This is a genomic window from Streptomyces fagopyri (assembly GCF_009498275.1).
Classification (GTDB): Bacteria; Actinomycetota; Actinomycetes; order Streptomycetales; family Streptomycetaceae; genus Streptomyces; species Streptomyces fagopyri.
Genome location: NZ_CP045643.1, coordinates 3384970 through 3403763 on the forward strand (window position 1 = coordinate 3384970; position 18794 = coordinate 3403763).

Sequence of the window (18794 nt, forward strand, 5' to 3'; positions counted from 1 at the left end):
CGACCCCCTTGCGCGGTGGGCCGGTTGGACGTCGGCGGCGGGCTTTGGCAGTATTCGCCGCCACGCGTTCCCGGAGTCGATCATTCCATGTCAAACCAGGCGGCTGAGCTGCTGGTCCGCACCCGTTCGGCGACCGTTGCCAGCCTTTCGTGGACCTTGTGAAGAGCTCGTGCAGACTGGCTGGATGCGCACCGAACTCGTTTCCGAACCGGGCGACCCGGGTCGCCCCAATGAGGACTTCGCATCGGTCGGACTTCCCGCCTCGGGACAGGGGGGTTCGCTGGTCCTCCTCGACGGCGTGACGCCTCCGCCGGGTGACGTCGGATGTCTCCATTCCGTTGCCTGGTTCTCGGCACGGCTCGGCGGATCACTGACCGAACTGTCCGTTACCCGCCGGGATCTACCCCTGGCGGAGATCCTTTCCGTGGCGATCCGGCGCACCGCGGAGGTTCACGCCGCCTCTTGTGACCTTTCTCACCCGCGTACGCCGCAGGCAACCGTCGTGGTCGCACGGTGGTCCGCCGAACTGGTCGAATACCTGGTCCTGTCGGACTCGGCCCTGCTGGTGGAGTCCCCCACCGGGGAGGTGACACCGGTCCTGGACAACCGCCTCGACCTCGTCCCGCGCGCCTGGCTCGCCACGGACGCGATCGCCGACGCGACGGTCCGCAACAAGGAGGGGGGCTTCTTCACGGCGGCTGCGGATCCGTCGGTGGCGGCGCGGGCCGTGACGGGCGTGCTGCCGCGTGCGGAGGTGCGCGCGCTGGCCGCGCTCACGGACGGCGCGACCCGGTGGGTCGAGAAGTTCGAGGAGGGCGGCTGGGGCGACCTGTTCACGCTCGTCCGCAAGGAGGGCGCGCAGGCCCTCGTCGACCGCGTACGGACGCTGGAGCGCGACGACGCGGAGAGCCGCGTGCGCCTGCGACGGAGCAAGACGCACGACGACGCGACGGTGGTGTTCGTGGAGTACTGAACGCGGGCCGCCTCCGGCGGTCGATCCGCCGGGCGCCGCCTCCGTGCGGGGGCGCGCCGAAGCGGGCCGCGAGGGACCACGGCGGGCGTCCGCCGTGAGCGCCGGCGCGCGAACCGTGCGCCGGTCAGGCCCGGAGCGGCGGGCCGGCCACGGACGGCAGCCGCTCACGGACGGCAGCCGCCCAGGGACGTGCCACCGACGGCGGCCGGGCCACCCGCCACGGCACGACCGGGCACCCGGGGGACGACCGGTCGTCCAAGGGGTGCGGGCCACCGTCGAGGCAGGGGCCGCCCCAGGGGCGGTGGCCCACCCGTGAGACGACGGACCGCCCTTCCGCGGTTGTCCACCCGTGACCTGTCGGGCCGCCCACCAGGAGGCGATCCGCCCGCGGAACAGGGCGGCGCCCACCGGGGCAGCACCCGCGGCGCGGCTCGGCGCCCGTTGCTCGGGGCGGCACGGCACACGCGGCTCAGGGCCGCACGACGCCCGCGGCCCGGCGCCGCAACCGAAGCGCGGCCCGAGCCGGTAATCGCAGCGCGACCCGAGCCGGTAATCGCAGCGCGGCTCGGCGTCCGTGGCGCAGCCCGGTGCGGCATCCGAGGGACGCCGGTCCGCTCACGGAGCGACCGGCGGGGGGTTACTTCTCCATGCCCTGGTTCAGCTGGTGCAGCAGACGGGCGAGTTCGGCGACCTCGTGCGGGTCCCAGCCGGCGAGCTCGCGGACGTACCGTGCCCGGCGGGCCTCCCGGACCCGGCGGAAACGGTCCCGGCCCCCCTCGGTGAGGTGGACGAGCCAGGCCCGGCCGTCGGCCGGGTCGGGCTCGCGCGCGACGAGGCCGAGTTCTTCCAGGGCGCGCAGCTGCCGGGACATCGTGGCCTTGCCGACGCCGATGTAGGCGGCCAGTTCCGTGGCGCGCTGCCGGCCGCACTCCTCCAGACGGAAGAGGAGTCCGTACGCCGAGGACTCCAGGTCCGGGTGGACCTCGCGAGCCATCTCACCGGAATTGGCCCGTGCGCGTCGCAGGAAAACAGTCAACTCCCGCTCCAGCGCCGGGAATTCCTGGTCCACACCATTTTCCGGCGCTTCGGAGTCGACACGACGTCCGTCGCCGTTTGCGTCCTCGTGCACGTCAGCACCCCTGACCCGGTTTCCCGATCCTGAAAGTTTCTGCCAAAAGTCGCCGTCGCCGCAGCTCCGCCAGTATTTCGCAGGCATAGGCCAACGGCAGCCTCCGGGCCCCCTCACCGCGGCCTTCCCCGTCCCCCGCGCCCCGGACGGACAAATACTGGCATGGGCACGCCATCACCTGGGGGTCGCCCGCCACGGCGCGGGCCGTGGCCGCCCACCGACGGGTGAGTGGCCGGACAGGGGAAGGCCCGGGCTCCCTCACGGGCCCGGGCCTTCCCCGTCCGGACGTACCGGCGGCGTCCGTCACGCCGCCACCGTCACCTCCGGGGTCGCGCCGCTGGTCGCCGGGGTCAGCGCCAGCTCCAGCACCTGCCGGACGTCCGTGACGGCGTGGACGTCGAGCTTCTCCAGGACCTCCGCGGGGACGTCGTCCAGGTCCGGCTCGTTGCGCTTCGGGATCACGACCGTCGTCACCCCGGCCCGGTGGGCGGCCAGCAGCTTCTGCTTGACGCCGCCGATCGGCAGCACCCGCCCGGTCAGCGAGACCTCGCCGGTCATCGCCACGTCCGTACGGACCGGCCGCCCGCTGAGCAGCGACGCGAGGGCCGTCGTCATGGTGACGCCCGCGCTCGGACCGTCCTTGGGAACGGCACCCGCCGGGAAGTGGATGTGCACGCCCCGGTCCTTGAGGTCGCCGACCGGCAGTTCCAGCTCGGCTCCGTGCGACCGCAGGAAGCTCAGCGCGATCTGCGCCGACTCCTTCATCACGTCACCCAGCTGACCGGTCAGGGTCAGACCGGCCGCGCCCGTCTCCGGGTCGGCGAGCGACGCCTCCACGTAGAGGACGTCACCGCCCGCGCCCGTGACGGCCAGACCGGTGGCGACACCGGGCACCGCGGTACGGCGCTCGGCCGGGTCCTGGGCGGACTCGGGCACATGGTGCGGCCGCCCGAGGAGCCCGCGCAGATCGGCGTCGGTCACCGTGAACGGCAGCTCCCGCGCGCCCAGTTCGTGCTGCGCGGCGATCTTGCGGAGCAGCCGGGCGACGGCCCGCTCCAGATTGCGGACGCCCGCCTCCCGGGTGTACTCCCCGGCGAGCTTGCGCAGCGCGCTCTCGTCGAGCGTGACCTCGTCCTTCGCCAGACCCGCCCGCTCCAGCTGGCGCGGCAGCAGGTGGTCACGGGCGATGACGACCTTCTCGTCCTCGGTGTACCCGTCGAGCCTGACCAGTTCCATGCGGTCGAGCAGTGCCTCCGGGATGGCTTCCAGCACGTTGGCCGTCGCCAGGAACACCACGTCGCTGAGGTCGAGTTCGACCTCCAGGTAGTGGTCCCGGAAGGTGTGGTTCTGCGCGGGGTCGAGGACCTCGAGCAGGGCCGCCGCCGGGTCGCCCCGGAAGTCGGAGCCCACCTTGTCGATCTCGTCCAGCAGGACCACCGGGTTCATGGACCCGGCCTCCTTGATGGCGCGGACGATACGGCCGGGCAGCGCGCCGACGTACGTACGCCGGTGGCCGCGGATCTCCGCCTCGTCCCGGACGCCGCCGAGGGCGACCCGGACGAACTTCCGGCCCATCGCGTGCGCGACGGACTCGCCGAGCGAGGTCTTGCCGACACCGGGCGGCCCCACGAGCGCGAGCACGGCACCGCCGCGCCGCCCGCCGACCACGCCGAGCCCGCGCTCGGAGCGGCGCTTGCGCACCGCGAGGTACTCGGTGATGCGTTCCTTCACGTCGTCGAGTCCGGCGTGCTCGGCGTCCAGGACGGCCTTGGCGCCCTGGATGTCGTACGCGCCGGTGTCGTCGGTCCGCTCGTTCCACGGCAGTTCCAGCACCGTGTCGAGCCAGGTCCGGATCCAGGAACCCTCCGGCGACTGGTCACTGGACCGCTCCAGCTTGTCGACCTCCTTGAGCGCGGCCTCGCGGACGTTCTCGGGAAGGTCGGCGGCCTCGACGCGGGCGCGGTAGTCGTCGGACTCCTCGCCCTCCTTGGCGTCGCCGTTCAGCTCGCGCAGCTCCTTGCGGACGGCCTCCAGCTGGCGCCGCAGCAGGAACTCGCGCTGCTGCTTGTCGACGCCCTCCTGGACGTCCTTGGCGATGGACTCGGCGACGTCCTGCTCGGCGAGGTGCTCACGCAGCTGCTCGGTGGCGAGCTTCAGCCGGGCGACCGGGTCGGCGGTCTCCAGCAGCGTGACCTTCTGCTCGGTGCTCAGGAACGGGGAGTAACCGGAGTTGTCGGCCAGCGCGGACACGTCGTCGATGGCCTGTACGCGGTCCACGACCTGCCAGGCGGCGCGCTTGCGCAGCCAGCTGGTGGCGAGGGCCTTGTACTCCTTGACCAGTTCGGTGACGTGGCCGGGCAACGGGTCGGGCACGGTCTCGTCGACCTGGGTGCCCTCGACCCACAGTGCCGCGCCGGGACCGGTCGTGCCGGCGCCGATCTTCACGCGCCCGCGTCCGCGGATCAGCGCGCCCGGGTCGCCGTCGGCCAGCCGGCCGACCTGCTCGACGGTGCCGAGCACACCGGTGCCCGGGTACGCCCCGTCGATGCGCGGCACCAGCAGGACCCGGGGCTTGCCGGGCTCCGACCGCGCGGCGGCCTGGGCCGCCTCCACCGCGGCACGCACATCGGCGTCGTTCAGGTCCAGGGGAACCACCATCCCGGGCAGCACGACCTCGTCGTCTAGCGGCAGCACGGGCAGAGTGAGCGTGGTGGACGTCGAAGCCATGATCTTCCCTCCGGCAGTCAATCAAGTTGAGCTACACCGACTCAATGCACGTGAGTCCCGGAATGTTCCCCCGGGGCTGTTCGCTCTGGGCGATCACCCGGCCACCCGCCGGGAAGACGAGCGTCTACGCAGGTCAGCACACTCTTCGAGGCGCGGAGACGCAGCGGCGCGGCGACGCAGAGGCCTGGTGGTCCGGTGGCGTGGTGGTGCGGTGGCGTCCGCGGACGTCCACGAGGACGCGCACCCGGCCAAGCTCTACCGCAAGAACCCGCCCACGACGCGCCGTGTTCCCGCGGTGAGTCCACCTCGTGGTTCCGACGCGGGAGTCACTCCGGTGGAGTCCTTCGCCGGGGCCCACGCCGTGACGCCCCGGCCGTGGGGCTCGGCACAGGGGACCCGGGCCCAGCACCCAGGGCGGAAGGTCCTCAGGGCTGTCCCGCAATCCCCGGCGGGCGCACGACGACAGCTACGGCACCTCGCCGCGTTGTCGGATCGCCCGAATACGCCCCCTGTGAGGACGACCCTCCGCCTTGCGATGCACCGCATCCGACGCCGCGCGCTGATCCACCGGGGATCACGGGACAGCCCTCAGGCGGCGACGGTGTCCGGGGCCTGGGCGGCCCGGACGGCGGGGTCGCCCGATCGGCCGGCCCCGCCCCCGCCCGCGCCGGCCCGGTGACGGCGCCGTACCAGCGGCCAGGCCGAGACCCCGACCGCCAGGGACAGCAGGTGCCCCCAGTCGGTCATCGGGTCCCTGAACGCGATCAGGTCGCCGACCAGCACCGCCGCGAAGCCGATCAGCACCGGCCAGCGCAGCCATGGCGTCAGCAGCCCGGCGAGGGCGCCGACGCTCGCGGCGACACCGAAGCTGATGCCGAAGTCGAGACGGTGCAGGGAACTGCCGGGAAGGTGTCCCGCCACCACCGACAGACCCACGGGCACCTCGGTGGCCAGCGTGGCCACGACGTGCCCGAGCAGGAAGACGCCGGCCGCCCGCAGTCCGCCCGTACGGCGTTCCAGCGCGGTCAGTACGAGCACGAACCCGGCCGCGTACATCGACGTGATGCCGCCCGCGATCCACAGCGCGCTGGCCAGCAGCACCAGGACCGGATGGCGGACGAGGTGCGCGACGTCCGTGCTGGAGCTCTGCTGCAGGGCGTGGACGAGGGAGGGGGCCGCGTGGCCGGAGGTCAGCGAGACGACGGCGAGAACGGCCGCGTACCCGAAGGTGAAGGGTGTGCCGGCCGGAGTGGGGAGCAGTCGCCAGGGCCGCAGCGCGCGCGTCCGGGCGAGAGCCCGGGAGCGAGAGGCGGGAGGGCGGGACGCGGGGGGCGCCGCGACCGCGTCGCGGCGCTGTCGCGGCATACCGTCCAGCACGGACGTGCCCGCTTCCGGGCTTCCGGGCGTGGTGTCGGACGGGGAGGCCGTGGCCGCCGCGGTCGTGCTCCGGTCCAAGGTGGAGGGCTCCTTCCGTCCCCGCCCACCCTTGGGTGTCCCGTGCGTCACTGTCTATGACCGACGCCACCCACGGAGGTATTCACAGCGACCCGACAGCCGGGAACGGCGTCCGCGCCGTCACGCGGCGGGCACGAGCGGCCGAGGCGGCGACAGGACGCCGACGACGCCGTATCTCCGTATGTATTAAGGACAGCCTCGCCTCGCCGTGCGCGCCCCGCGAGGCGCGTCCCGGACGCCGGACACCCGAGGCGTACGCGCGGACCACGCACCCGGTGACCGGTCCCGCCGCGCATCCGGGTGGAACTGCCAGGATGAGAGCCATGACGACTCCGTACGAGATCCCCTACATCATCGACCGCAGGGAAGGCCCGTACGGCGAGGTCGTGTTACGACGCCACGGCGCGCTGCTGCAGATCATCGCCAACGGGTGCTTCCTGATGGACACCTCGGACGGCCGCTCGGAGCGGCTGCTCGTCGACGCCGCGTACGACGCCCTCGACGGGCGCCCGGAGCCGGACGTACTGATCGGCGGGCTCGGCGTCGGGTTCTCCCTCGCCCACGCGGCGGCGGACCGGCGCTGGGGACGCATCACCGTCGTCGAACGCGAGCGGGCCGTCGTCGACTGGCACCATGACGGTCCGCTGACCGGGCTCTGCGCACGGGCGTTCGCCGATCCGCGCACCGAGATCGTCGAGGCCGACCTGTCCGCGCACCTCCGTGAGACATCCGCCACGTACGACGCGCTCTGCCTGGACATCGACAACGGCCCCGGCTGGACCGTCACCGAGGACAACGACAGCCTGTACGGACCGGCCGGACTCGCGGACTGCGCAAGGGTGTTGAGACCCGGCGGAGTGCTCGCCGTATGGTCGGCCCAGCCCTCTCCGGAATTTGAAGGAAGCTTGCGGAATGCCGGATTCCGCCGGGTGCGTACCGAAGAGATCCCGGTTGCCCGGGGCGTTCCGGACGTCGTCCACCTCGCGACAGGGCCTGGATAGCCGAGCGCGGGCGACTGCCCTTACGCTGCTCCCCTGGCGCGGATCATTCAAGCGTCAAGCGCAGTCATGGGATCACCCCACGGATTCCGGAACGCACACCTCAGGGGCGGGCGATGGAGCAGACCCACACATCCCACAACGGCACGGCGGCGACGCCGGGCGCTCAGCGCCGGGTGCTGGTGGTCGAGGACGACCCGACGATCGTCGACGCCATCGCGGCCCGGCTGCGAGCCGAGGGGTTCCTCGTGCAAACCGCGGGCGACGGACCGGCCGCCGTCGACACGGCGGAGGCCTGGCAGCCGGACCTGCTGATCCTCGACATCATGCTGCCCGGCTTCGACGGCCTGGAAGTGTGCCGGCGGGTCCAGGCCCAGCGCCCGGTACCGGTGATGATGCTCACCGCCCGCGACGACGAGACCGACATGCTGGTCGGGCTCGGCGTGGGCGCCGACGACTACATGACGAAGCCGTTCTCGATGCGCGAGCTGGCCGCGCGCGTGCACGTCCTGCTGCGCCGGGTCGAGCGGGCCGTGGTCGCGGCCTCGACGCCGCGCAGCGGCATCCTGCGCCTCGGCGAGCTGGAGATCGACCACGCGCAGCGCCGTGTGCGGGTGCGCGCGGACGACGTGCACCTCACCCCCACCGAGTTCGACCTGCTGGTCTGCCTCGCCAACACGCCGCGCGCGGTACTCTCCCGCGAGCAGTTGCTGGCCGAGGTCTGGGACTGGGCGGACGCTTCGGGAACCCGGACCGTGGACAGCCACATCAAGGCGCTGCGCCGGAAGATCGGCGCCGAGCGCATCCGCACCGTGCACGGTGTGGGCTATGCGCTGGAGACCCCGACTCCCTGAACGGGGCCCGCGCGAGGACCTGCCTGAGGGGGCTGATCTCATGAGCGGATCGGGAGAGCGCGGGAACGCCGGGCCCTGGGGCTCCGTGCGCCCCTTCTCGATCAAGACGAAGCTGGGCACGCTCGTCGTGGTCTCGGTCTTCATCACCACCGGTCTGCTGATGATCGCGGTGCGCACCGAGACGGAGCTGCGCTTCATCACCGTCTTCTCGATGATCGCCACCCTCCTGATCACCCAGTTCGTGGCGCATTCGCTCACCTCGCCGCTGGACGAGATGAACACGGTCGCCCGGTCCATCTCGCACGGCGACTACACACGCCGGGTCAGCGACAGCCGCCGGGACGAGCTGGGCGACCTGGCCCAGACGATCAACCTCATGGCCGACGAGCTGGAGGCCCAGGACCGCCAGCGCAAGGAACTCGTGGCGAATGTCTCGCACGAGCTGCGCACCCCCATCGCGGCGCTGCGCGCGGTCCTGGAGAACGTCGTGGACGGCGTCTCCGCCGCCGATCCCGAGACGATGCGTACGGCCCTGAAGCAGACCGAGCGGCTGGGGCGGCTGGTCGAGACGCTGCTGGACCTCTCCCGGCTCGACAACGGCGTCGTACCGCTGCGCCGGCGCCGTTTCGAGGTGTGGCCCTATCTGTCGGGCGTCCTGAAGGAGGCCAACATGGTCGCCTCCGCGCGCGGCGGCCTCGCCTCGGGCTCCGGCGGCCACACCCGCACCGACGTCCACCTGCACCTCGACGTCTCCCCTCCGGAGCTGACCGCGCACGCCGACCCGGAGCGGATCCACCAGGTCGTCGCCAATCTCATCGACAACGCGGTCAAGCACAGCCCGCCGCACGGCCGGGTCACCGTGAAGGCCCGCCGGGGCGACCTCCCCGAGTCGCTGGCCCTGGAGGTCCTGGACGAGGGCCCCGGCATTCCGCAGTCGGAGTGGCACCGCGTCTTCGAGCGGTTCAACCGCGGCGGGGTGCCGGCGCCGCACGGACCCGGCAGCGACGGCGGTACCGGGCTGGGGCTCGCCATCGCCCGCTGGGCGGTCGATCTGCACGGCGGGCGGATCGGCGTGGCCGAATCCCAGCGGGGCTGCCGGATCCAGGTCACCCTTCCGGGCCTTCCATCTCTGCCAAGTTGACGTAAAGTTCGAACCGGAGCCACAAGATCCATCCGCGTCCGTCGCTCGTGGACACGTGTGATCAGGCAGAGGGCCGCGTGAGTCGTGCCGCGACCCCGGATCGACGTACCCATTCCGGTTCGGAACCCCGCTTGTTTCCCGCCATTTCCCGCACTGAAACACGCTTTCCGATGTGACTTGCGCGACGTTGGACGGGCCCGGCCTGACCTTCCCGGCCAGGGAGGCGTAGCCTTTATTCCCGCTGTCCATCACCTTGTGAAGCGGAAGAGGGCGGTTGCCGCCGTGTCGCCACAGTCCCCCAGTAACTCGAGCACTTCGACCGAAGACCAAGCCGGGAAGAACCCCGCCGCTGCGTTCGGTCCCAATGAGTGGCTCGTCGACGAGATCTATCAGCAGTACCTCCAGGACCCGAATTCGGTAGACCGAGCCTGGTGGGACTTCTTCGCCGACTACAAGCCAGGGGCCCCGGCCTCCTCGGCTCCGGCGGGTACTGCGGCCGCGGGGGCCGCAGGGACCACCACCACGGCGGCTGCGTCCGCGCCTGCCGCTCCGGCAGCCCCTGCCGTGCCCGCGGCGACCCAGGCCCCGGCCCAGGCCGCTCCGGCGGCTCCTGCGGCCCCGGTGCCCGCCCCGGCCGCCGCGCCCGTGGCGCCGAAGCCCGCCGTCGCTGCCCCGGCCCCCGTGAAGGCCGCGCCGGCCGCCGCGAAGCCGAAGGCCGCGCCCGCGACCGAGACCCCCGGCGGTCCCGAGTTCGTGACGCTGCGCGGCCCCGCCGCCGCGGTCGCGAAGAACATGAACGCCTCGATCGAGGTGCCCACGGCCACGTCCGTGCGCGCGGTTCCGGTGAAGCTGCTCTTCGACAACCGCATCGTCATCAACAACCACCTGAAGCGCGCCCGGGGCGGGAAGATCTCCTTCACCCACCTCATCGGCTACGCGATGGTGCAGGCCATCAAGGCCATGCCGACCATGAACCACTCCTTCGCGGAGAAGGACGGCAAGCCGACCCTGGTCAAGCCCGAGCACGTCAACTTCGGTCTCGCCATCGACCTGGTGAAGCCGAACGGTGACCGCCAGCTCGTCGTCGCCGGCATCAAGAAGGCCGAGACGCTGAACTTCTTCGAGTTCTGGCAGGCCTACGAGGACATCGTCCGCCGCGCCCGCGACGGCAAGCTGACGATGGACGACTTCACCGGCGTCACGGTCTCGCTGACCAACCCCGGCGGCCTCGGCACCGTCCACTCGGTCCCCCGCCTGATGCCCGGCCAGTCGGTCATCATGGGCGTCGGCTCCATGGACTACCCGGCGGAGTTCCAGGGCACCTCCCAGGACACCCTGAACAAGCTCGGCATCTCGAAGGTCATGACGCTCACGTCGACCTACGACCACCGGGTGATCCAGGGCGCCGCCTCCGGCGAGTTCCTCCGGATCGTCGCCAACCTCCTCCTCGGCGAGAACGGCTTCTTCGACGAGATCTTCGAGGCGCTGCGCATCCCCTACGAGCCGGTCCGCTGGCTCAAGGACATCGACGCCAGCCACGACGACGACGTCACCAAGGCCGCCCGCGTCTTCGAGCTGATCCACTCCTACCGGGTCCGCGGCCACGTCATGGCCGACACCGACCCGCTGGAGTACCGCCAGCGCAAGCACCCCGACCTCGACATCACCGAGCACGGCCTCACCCTGTGGGACCTGGAGCGCGAGTTCGCGGTCGGCGGCTTCTCCGGCAAGTCGATGATGAAGCTGCGCGACATCCTCGGCGTGCTGCGCGACTCGTACTGCCGCACCACCGGCATCGAGTTCATGCACATCCAGGACCCGAAGCAGCGCAAGTGGATCCAGGACCGCGTCGAGCGTCCGCACTCCAAGCCGGAGCGCGAGGAGCAGCTGCGCATCCTGCGCCGGCTGAACGCGGCGGAGGCCTTCGAGACCTTCCTGCAGACGAAGTACGTCGGCCAGAAGCGCTTCTCCCTGGAGGGCGGCGAGTCCGTCATCCCGCTCCTGGACGCCGTCATCGACAGCGCCGCGGAGTCCCGCCTGGACGAGGTCGTCATCGGCATGGCCCACCGCGGCCGTCTGAACGTCCTCGCCAACATCGTCGGCAAGTCGTACGCGCAGATCTTCCGCGAGTTCGAGGGCAACCTCGACCCGAAGTCGATGCACGGCTCCGGCGACGTGAAGTACCACCTGGGCGCCCAGGGCACCTTCACCGGCCTGGACGGCGAGCAGATCAAGGTCTCGCTGGCCGCGAACCCCTCCCACCTGGAGACGGTCGACCCGGTCATCGAGGGCATCGCCCGCGCCAAGCAGGACATCATCAACAAGGGCGGCACGGACTTCACCGTCCTGCCGGTCGCCCTGCACGGTGACGCGGCCTTCGCGGGCCAGGGTGTCGTCGCCGAGACGCTCAACATGTCGCAGCTGCGCGGCTACCGCACCGGCGGCACGGTGCACATCGTCATCAACAACCAGGTCGGCTTCACCGCCGCCCCGGAGTCGTCGCGCTCCTCCATGTACGCCACCGACGTGGCCCGCATGATCGAGGCGCCGATCTTCCACGTGAACGGTGACGACCCCGAGGCCGTCGTCCGCGTCGCCCGTCTGGCTTTCGAGTTCCGCCAGGCGTTCAACAAGGACGTCGTCATCGACCTCATCTGCTACCGCCGCCGCGGGCACAACGAGTCCGACAACCCGGCGTTCACGCAGCCGCTGATGTACGACCTGATCGACAAGAAGCGCTCGGTGCGCAAGCTCTACACCGAGTCCCTGATCGGCCGCGGCGACATCACCCTCGAAGAGGCCGAGCAGGCGCTGCAGGACTTCCAGGGCCAGCTGGAGAAGGTCTTCACCGAGGTCCGCGAAGCCGTCTCGCAGGGGGCGGAGGTGCAGATCTCGGACCCGCAGGCGCAGTTCCCCGTCGCCGTGCAGACCGCGGTCTCCCAGGAGGTCGTCAAGCGGATCGCCGAGTCCCAGGTCAACATCCCCGACAACGTCACCGTGCACCCGCGTCTGCTGCCGCAGCTGCAGCGCCGCGCGGCGATGATCGAGGACGGCACGATCGACTGGGGCATGGGCGAGACCCTCGCCATCGGGTCCCTCCTCCTGGAGGGCACCCCGGTCCGGCTGTCGGGTCAGGACTCCCGTCGCGGCACCTTCGGCCAGCGCCACGCCGTCCTGATCGACCGGGTCACGGGCGAGGACTTCACCCCGCTCCAGTACCTCTCCGACGACCAGGCCCGCTACAACGTCTACGACTCGCTGCTGTCCGAGTACGCGGTCATGGGCTTCGAGTACGGCTACTCGCTGGCCCGCCCGGACGCCCTCGTGATGTGGGAGGCGCAGTTCGGCGACTTCGTCAACGGCGCGCAGACGGTCGTGGACGAGCTGATCTCCTCGGCGGAGCAGAAGTGGGGCCAGACGTCCGGCGTCACGCTCCTGCTTCCGCACGGCATGGAGGGCCAGGGCCCGGACCACTCGTCGGCCCGCATCGAGCGCTTCCTCCAGCTGTGCGCCCAGAACAACATGACGGTCGCCCAGCCGACGCTCCCGTCGAACTACTTCCACCTCCTGCGGTGGCAGGTGCACAACCCGCACCACAAGCCGCTGGTGGTCTTCACCCCGAAGTCGATGCTGCGTCTCAAGGCCGCCGCGTCGAAGGCGGAGGAGTTCACCACGGGCGCCTTCCGCCCCGTCATCGGCGACGACTCGGTCGACGCCGCGGCGGTCCGCAAGGTCGTCTTCTGCGCCGGCAAGCTGTACTACGACCTCGAGGCCGAGCGGCAGAAGCGCGGCACCACGGACACGGCCATCATCCGCATCGAGCGCCTGTACCCCCTCGCGGGTGCCGAGCTCCAGGCGGAGATCGCCAAGTACCCGAACGCCGAGAAGTACCTGTGGGCCCAGGAGGAGGCGGCGAACCAGGGCGCGTGGCCCTTCATCGCCCTCAACCTGATCGACCACCTGGACCTCGCCGTCGGCGCCGACGTCCCGCACGGTGAGCGCCTGCGCCGTATCTCGCGCCCGGCGTCGTCGTCGCCGGCCGTGGGTTCGGCCAAGCGTCACCAGGCCGAGCAGGAGCAGCTCGTGCGCGAGGTGTTCGAGGCCTAGGTCTCGGACACGGCGTTCCGTACGTCGTCGCGGGCCCGGTTCCCTCTCGGGGGGGCCGGGCCCGCGGCATCTTCCCCCGTCAGTCCCGTTCCCTTTCACCGACCGGAGCACCGCCCATGTACTTCACCGACCGTGGCATCGAGGAGCTGGAGAAGCGGCGCGGCGAGGAGGAGGTCACCTTCGAGTGGCTCGCCGAGCAGCTGCGCACGTTCGTCGACCTCAACCCGGACTTCGAGGTACCGGTGGAGCGGCTGGCGACGTGGCTGGCACGGCTGGACGACGAGGACGAAGAGGAGTAGTCCCCGTCCCGTCCCGACCGTGCGGGTCCCGTGAGCGTGAGGCGTGACATGTCACGCCTCGACCGCCGGTCACGCGTCCGCTGCCGGGTTGCGTACGCGCGTCGCGGGGCGGGCGTACGCACCGTTGCGGGGCAGGCGTCCGCGCGTTGCGGGGGCGGGCGTCCACGCGTTGCGGGGCCGAGCGTGTGCGCGCCGCGAGGGCGTACCTGTACTTGCGGGTGCCTGTACCGGGGGCGTACCTCCACCGCGGGGGCGTGCGTCCCCCCAGGAGCGCGCGCCTGCGCTGCCGGGCGGCGCGGGCCGCGCGGACCCTGGTCCGTGCGCGTCCCGGCTTCCCTTCAGCTCAGCCGAGGGCGCGCCGCCGGTGGTACGTGAGCCCGAGCGCGCCGTCGTCGGCTGCGGGCCGTGGGCCGGAGAGACCGTGGGCCGAGGGGCCGGCAACCCGAGAGGCCGTGGGCCGTGGCCAGGCCGCCCGCCGGCCCGCGAGAGCCCGGCCGCCGTGGTGCCGTGCGCCCCGAGCCGAGCCCGAGCCCCCCGCACGAGAACGCCCTCGCCCTCGCCCTCGGCACGAGAATCCCGCGAGGGCCCCGACCCGTCCGGCGGACACCCGGCTGCCCGGCGCTCGGCCCCGCACGGCCGGTGCCCGGCCCCCGGGACCGGCCCACTCCGCTCCTGGTCCGCGCGGGTGAGGCCCGGATCGCCCGGTTCACCCCGCAAGGTCACGTCCCGCTCCCCCGCTGCCCCTCGCCCCTCCCCCCGGGCCGCCTCCCACCGCATCTCACCGAAACGGGTGTCTTGACTTTCCGTATCCGCGATATATCGTGAATGACGGAAGACGCGATATGGCGCGTCGATTCCCTGTCCGAGCCCGTCCGGGACCGGTCGTCTGGAGGTCTGCACCATGTCCGAGTGGTCCGTCGCAGAGCCGAGGAAGCTCACCTTCGACGACCCCGTGACGGCGCTGCACGTGCGCGTCGTCAACGGAACAGTGAACGTCGTGGGCACCGACGAGGGTTCCGCGAGGCTCCAGGTCTCCCAGGTGGAGGGACCCCCTCTCCAGGTGACCCAGCGGGACGGCACGCTCACCGTGGCGTACGAGGACCTGCCCTGGAAGGGCTTCCTCAAGTGGCTCGACAGCAAGGGCTGGCGCCGCAGCGCGGTGGTCTCGCTCGCCGTCCCGGCCGGCACGCGTGTCGAGGTCGGCGTGGTCGGCGCGACCGCCGTGGTCTCCGGCGTGGAGGGCCCGGTGGAGGTCAAGGGCGTCACGGGCGACACGACGCTCGTACGGCTCTCCGGTCCCGTCCGGGTGGACACCGTCTCCGGCAGCCTGGAGGCCCAGGCGGTCACCGGCGATCTGCGGTTCCACTCCGTCTCCGGCGATCTGACCGTGGTCGAGGCCTCAGGGTCCTCCGTGCGCGCCGACTCGGTGAGCGGTTCGATGATCGTGGACCTCGACCCCACGGGCACCCCCACCGACGTACGCCTGACGAACGTCTCCGGCGAGATCGCCATCCGTCTCCCGCACCCCGCGGACGCCGAGGTGGAGGCCAACACCGCGAGCGGCACCGTCTCCAGCGCCTTCGAGGACCTCCGGGTCACCGGCCAATGGGGCGCCAAGAAGATCACCGGCCGGCTGGGGGCGGGCAACGGCAAGCTGAAGGCGGTGACCGCCTCCGGCTCCATCGCCCTGCTCCGCAGGCCACCGGTGGAGGACGAGCCGCGCGAGCCGGCCCCGTCACCGTCCGCCCAGGACAGCACGCCCGACGACTCCACGGACGGCCCGACCGACAAGAAGGTGCTCTGAGATGCCTCCCGTCTTCGCCCACGGCCGCCTGCGCCTCTACCTGCTGAAGCTGCTGGACGAGGCCCCTCGGCACGGATACGAGGTGATCCGCCTCCTGGAGGAGCGCTTCCAGGGGCTGTACGCGCCCTCGGCGGGCACCGTCTATCCGCGGCTTTCCAAGCTGGAGGCCGAGGGACTGGTCACCCACACCACCGAGGGCGGTCGCAAGGTGTACGCGATCACCGACGCGGGCCGCGCCGAGCTGGCCGACCGCAGCGGTGAACTGGCCGATCTGGAGCTGGAGATCCGCGAGTCGGTCGCGGAGCTGGCCGCGGAGATCCGCGCCGATGTGCGGGGCGCCGCGGGTGATCTGCGCCGCGAGATGCGGGCGGCGGCCACGGAGGCCCGGCGCGGCCACGGGCGTGCCGGTGACGCCACGGACCACGAGGGTCCCGCGGGCGGCTTCGGGGACTTCGGGGACCACCGCGACAAGGAGTCGTGGCGGGTCGCGAAGGAGGAGATGCGGCGCGTCAAGCAGGAGTGGAAGGAGCAGGCCCGGCGCGCCAAGGACGAGAGCCGGCGGGCACGCGACGAGGCCCAGCGGGCGCGCCGCCAGGCCAAGGAAGCGCAGGAGAGGGTCCGCGCCCAGGCCCAGGAGGAGATGCAGCGCATGGCCAAGCGGGTCCAGGAGCAGGTCCAGGACCACTTCGCGCGCGGGGACTGGCCGACGGGCGTCCGCGAGGGCCTCACCGAACTCGCCAAGGAATTCGGTGACTTCGGCAAGACCTTCGGGGGCGACTTCGGCAAGACCTTCGGAAAGGACACCGGTCCCGGCCGCCCGGGCACGGCGGAATCCGGCTCGGCGCACACCCCGGAACCCGACTACTCGCACACTCCCGACGACTTCCCGGCCGGCTACGAACCCTCCTGGGCCCACGAGAGCTCCACCGGCGACCCCGCCCGCGATCTCGACCGCCTCCTCGACCGGTTCCGGGACGACATCCGTGACGCGGCCCGGGACCACGGGGTGACGGAGGACCAGCTCCACGCGACACGCCGTCACCTGTCGGCGGCGGCCGCGCACATCGGGGCCGCGTTGCGCACACCGAAGAGCTGACCGCGGTGACGCCCGGGGATCGCCCGGGCGGGACGGGGTCCCCGGGTTCCGGCCGAGAGACCCCGCGGGCCGCGCGGCGGGCTCACCCCGCCTTGGCCTCCCCGTCGCCGTAGAGCACGCGCGTCACCGTCTCGTACGTGACCCCGTGATCGGCGAGTACCTCCGCGAGCACACCGGGCCGCACGGTCAGCGCCATCAGCAGATGCTCGTCGCCGATGTGCCGCTCCTGACGGGCGAGCGCCAGGCGAAGGGACTGCGTCAGCGTCTCCTTGGCCCCCTGGGTGAACGGCCGGCGCCCGGACCGCCGGCCGGCCCCGCCCCGCTTGCCCGCCTCCAGCGCCCCGACTCCATGGGCCTCCTCCACCCGGGAGACGATCTCCGAGACGTCGATACCGAGTCCGGACAGCGCCTCCGTCTCAGCGCGGGAGAGCCCGCCCCGTCGGCGCGTCTCGGCGAGCGCCTCTTCCACCGAGCCACGCTGTCCTGTCGCGCCGAGCGAAGCGAGCGCGAACGAACCGCGGCTGCCCTCCCGGTCCAGCAGGGCCAGGAGCATGTGCTCCTCGTCCACCGCCTCGGCCCCCGCCCGCTCGGAGTACCCGACCGCGCCCTCGACCACGGCCCGGGCATCCTTCGTGAAGCGCTCGAACATCACTGCCTCCCGTACTTCTTGTGCACGGCCTGCCTGCTCACTCCGAGTTCCGCGGCGATCTCCTGCCACGACCAGCCCTGATGGCGCGCACTGCGCACCTGCACCGCCTCCAGCTGATCCAGCAGCCTCCGCAGCGCGGAGACAGCCCGCAGCCCGATCCGCGGATCGCGGTCACCCGCACGCTCGGCGAGATCCGTTGCTTCCGTCATGCCGTCAACCTACATTGACGAACCTCGGTCGTCAATCAAAGTTGACACGCGGATGCGGAACGGCGGGCCGGGCAACTCCCGGACCCGCCGCGGCCATCACTCCCCCCGCACACCGGCCACACGGCCACACGGCCACACCGCCGCACCGCCGCACCGCCGGCCGGACCTCAGCCGACCGTGAGAACGATCTTCCCGAACTGATCGCCCGCCTCGATCCGCTCGAACCCCTCCCGGGCACGGTCGAGCGGCAGCACCTCGTCGATGACGGGCCGCACCCCGGTGGCGGCGCAGAAGGACAGCAGATCCTCCAGCTCGTCCTTGGTGCCCATGGTGGAGCCGACGACCTTGAGCTCCAGGAAGAAGATCCGGGTCAGCTCGGCGTGCGCGGGACGGTCCCCGCTCGTCGCACCCGAGATCACCAGCGTGCCGCCGGGCCGCAACGACTTGATGCTGTGCGACCAAGTGGCCGCGCCCACCGTCTCGATGACCGCGTCCACACGCTGCGGCAGCCGCGCGCCGGACTCCAGCGCCTCCACGGCCCCGAGTTCGACGGCCCGCTTGCGCTTGGCCTCGTCACGGCTCGTCGCGAAGACCCGCAGTCCGGCGGCCCTGCCGAGCACGATCGCGGCGGTCGCGACACCACCGCCGGCCCCCTGCACGAGGACCGAGTCGCCCGGCCGTACCCCGGCGTTGGTGAAGAGCATGCGGTACGCCGTCAGCCACGCGGTCGGCAGGCAGGCGGCCTCCTCGAACGAGAGCTCCCTGGGCTTGGGGAGGACGTTCCACGCCGGGACCGTGACCTGCTCGGCGAAGGTTCCCTGGTAGCGCTCGGTGAGGATCGACCGGGGCTCCCGGGGGCCGACCCCGTGCCCCGTCTGCCCGACGACGGAGTGCAGGACGACCTCGTTGCCCTCCTCGTCGACGCCGGCCGCGTCGCATCCGAGGATCATCGGCAGTTTGTCCTCGGCCAGGCCCACGCCCCTGAGGGACCAGAGGTCGTGGTGGTTCAGGGACGCGGCCCTGACGTTCACGGTCGTCCAGCCGGGCCTCTGCTCGGGGGCCGGACGCTCCCCCAACTCCAGGCCGTTCAGCGGCTGGTCACGGTCGATACGAGCGGCGTAGGCAGCGAACATGGCCTCGACGATAGGCTCCGCCCCCGCGCCGCGGAACCACGTCCCGCTGTGACACGCGTCCCGCCCGTCTCGCGGCCCACCTCACACCCGTACGGGCTCGCCCGCGAACCAGCCGTACGGCCCAACACCCGGGCAAAGGAAGCGGCCCCGCCGGGGGGACAACCCCGGCGAGGCCGCACAATCCGCTCTCGAACGACCCTGGAACGTCTGAAGCCGCCCT

General features: G+C 71.8%; 14 protein-coding genes. 8 read left to right on the forward strand and 6 right to left on the reverse strand.

Going from position 1 to position 18794, the window contains the following annotated elements; genetic code table 11:
- The first annotated feature begins 184 nt into the window (after positions 1 to 184).
- Positions 185 to 973, forward strand: a complete 789-nt coding sequence (locus GFH48_RS14380; protein ID WP_153288651.1) for a protein phosphatase 2C domain-containing protein — start codon at positions 185 to 187, stop codon at positions 971 to 973.
- A gap of 637 nt (positions 974 to 1610) precedes the next feature.
- On the opposite strand, the gene GFH48_RS14385 is transcribed toward GFH48_RS14380, so the two are convergent.
- The 3 genes from GFH48_RS14385 to GFH48_RS14395 form a co-directional block, all read right to left on the reverse strand.
- Positions 1611 to 2102, reverse strand: coding sequence for a MarR family winged helix-turn-helix transcriptional regulator (locus tag GFH48_RS14385; protein ID WP_153288652.1), 492 nt, complete (start codon positions 2100 to 2102; stop codon positions 1611 to 1613).
- Between the two features lie 303 nt (positions 2103 to 2405).
- A complete protein-coding gene (gene lon / locus GFH48_RS14390) occupies positions 2406 to 4829 on the reverse strand; it encodes an endopeptidase La (RefSeq protein ID WP_153288653.1) in 2424 nt (807 codons plus the stop codon).
- Positions 4830 to 5417: 588 nt separating this feature from the next.
- Positions 5418 to 6284: a rhomboid-like protein gene (locus GFH48_RS14395; RefSeq protein ID WP_228120576.1), complete on the reverse strand. Its 867-nt coding sequence runs from the start codon at positions 6282 to 6284 to the stop codon at positions 5418 to 5420.
- Between the two features lie 323 nt (positions 6285 to 6607).
- Between GFH48_RS14395 and GFH48_RS14400 the strand changes: the two genes are divergently transcribed.
- The 7 genes from GFH48_RS14400 (at position 6608) to GFH48_RS14430 (ending at position 16583) form a co-directional block, all read left to right on the forward strand.
- On the forward strand, positions 6608 to 7285 hold the full coding sequence (locus tag GFH48_RS14400) for a spermidine synthase family protein (RefSeq protein WP_153288654.1): 678 nt from the start codon (positions 6608 to 6610) through the stop codon (positions 7283 to 7285).
- Between the two features lie 113 nt (positions 7286 to 7398).
- A complete protein-coding gene (locus tag GFH48_RS14405; protein ID WP_153288655.1) occupies positions 7399 to 8136 on the forward strand; it encodes a response regulator transcription factor in 738 nt (245 codons plus the stop codon).
- Positions 8137 to 8176: 40 nt separating this feature from the next.
- Positions 8177 to 9277, forward strand: coding sequence for a HAMP domain-containing sensor histidine kinase (locus tag GFH48_RS14410; protein ID WP_153288656.1), 1101 nt, complete (start codon positions 8177 to 8179; stop codon positions 9275 to 9277).
- 282 nt (positions 9278 to 9559) lie between these two features.
- Positions 9560 to 13384 carry a multifunctional oxoglutarate decarboxylase/oxoglutarate dehydrogenase thiamine pyrophosphate-binding subunit/dihydrolipoyllysine-residue succinyltransferase subunit gene (locus GFH48_RS14415; protein WP_153288657.1) on the forward strand — a complete coding sequence of 1275 codons (3825 nt, stop codon included), beginning with the start codon at positions 9560 to 9562 and terminating at the stop codon, positions 13382 to 13384.
- Positions 13385 to 13500: 116 nt separating this feature from the next.
- Positions 13501 to 13683, forward strand: a complete 183-nt coding sequence (locus tag GFH48_RS14420; protein WP_053730670.1) for a DUF6104 family protein — start codon at positions 13501 to 13503, stop codon at positions 13681 to 13683.
- A gap of 901 nt (positions 13684 to 14584) precedes the next feature.
- Entirely contained in the window at positions 14585 to 15487 is a 903-nt protein-coding gene (locus GFH48_RS14425) for a DUF4097 family beta strand repeat-containing protein (protein ID WP_153288658.1), read from the forward strand.
- 1 nt (position 15488) lies between these two features.
- Complete coding sequence (locus GFH48_RS14430) at positions 15489 to 16583, forward strand: helix-turn-helix transcriptional regulator (RefSeq protein WP_153288659.1); 1095 nt, start codon at positions 15489 to 15491, stop codon at positions 16581 to 16583.
- An 82-nt stretch (positions 16584 to 16665) separates the two neighbouring features.
- Here GFH48_RS14430 and GFH48_RS14435 read toward each other — a convergent pair whose 3' ends face one another.
- From GFH48_RS14435 to GFH48_RS14445, 3 genes are all read right to left on the reverse strand, one after another.
- The gene (locus GFH48_RS14435) at positions 16666 to 17232 is read right to left on the reverse strand and encodes a Clp protease N-terminal domain-containing protein (protein WP_153288660.1); all 567 of its coding nucleotides are present in this window, start codon (positions 17230 to 17232) and stop codon (positions 16666 to 16668) included.
- Positions 17232 to 17441, reverse strand: coding sequence for a helix-turn-helix domain-containing protein (locus GFH48_RS14440; protein WP_153288661.1), 210 nt, complete (start codon positions 17439 to 17441; stop codon positions 17232 to 17234). Before GFH48_RS14440 ends, GFH48_RS14435 begins: the two co-directional genes overlap by 1 nt.
- Positions 17442 to 17608: 167 nt before the next feature.
- A complete protein-coding gene (locus GFH48_RS14445; RefSeq protein WP_153288662.1) occupies positions 17609 to 18574 on the reverse strand; it encodes a zinc-binding dehydrogenase in 966 nt (321 codons plus the stop codon).
- Positions 18575 to 18794: the final 220 nt, after the last annotated feature.

Bases quoted from the DNA above. Each gene is read 5' to 3' on its own strand.
- GFH48_RS14380 (WP_153288651.1), top strand. From the start codon at position 185: ATGCGCACCGAACTCGTTTCCGAACCGGGCGACCCGGGTCGCCCCAAT.
- lon (WP_153288653.1), bottom strand. From the start codon at position 4,829: ATGGCTTCGACGTCCACCACGCTCACTCTGCCCGTGCTGCCGCTAGAC.
- GFH48_RS14400 (WP_153288654.1), top strand. From the start codon at position 6,608: ATGACGACTCCGTACGAGATCCCCTACATCATCGACCGCAGGGAAGGC.
- GFH48_RS14405 (WP_153288655.1), top strand. From the start codon at position 7,399: ATGGAGCAGACCCACACATCCCACAACGGCACGGCGGCGACGCCGGGC.
- GFH48_RS14410 (WP_153288656.1), top strand. From the start codon at position 8,177: ATGAGCGGATCGGGAGAGCGCGGGAACGCCGGGCCCTGGGGCTCCGTG.
- GFH48_RS14420 (WP_053730670.1), top strand. From the start codon at position 13,501: ATGTACTTCACCGACCGTGGCATCGAGGAGCTGGAGAAGCGGCGCGGC.
- GFH48_RS14425 (WP_153288658.1), top strand. From the start codon at position 14,585: ATGTCCGAGTGGTCCGTCGCAGAGCCGAGGAAGCTCACCTTCGACGAC.
- GFH48_RS14430 (WP_153288659.1), top strand. From the start codon at position 15,489: ATGCCTCCCGTCTTCGCCCACGGCCGCCTGCGCCTCTACCTGCTGAAG.
- GFH48_RS14435 (WP_153288660.1), bottom strand. From the start codon at position 17,232: ATGTTCGAGCGCTTCACGAAGGATGCCCGGGCCGTGGTCGAGGGCGCG.
- GFH48_RS14440 (WP_153288661.1), bottom strand. From the start codon at position 17,441: ATGACGGAAGCAACGGATCTCGCCGAGCGTGCGGGTGACCGCGATCCG.
- GFH48_RS14445 (WP_153288662.1), bottom strand. From the start codon at position 18,574: ATGTTCGCTGCCTACGCCGCTCGTATCGACCGTGACCAGCCGCTGAAC.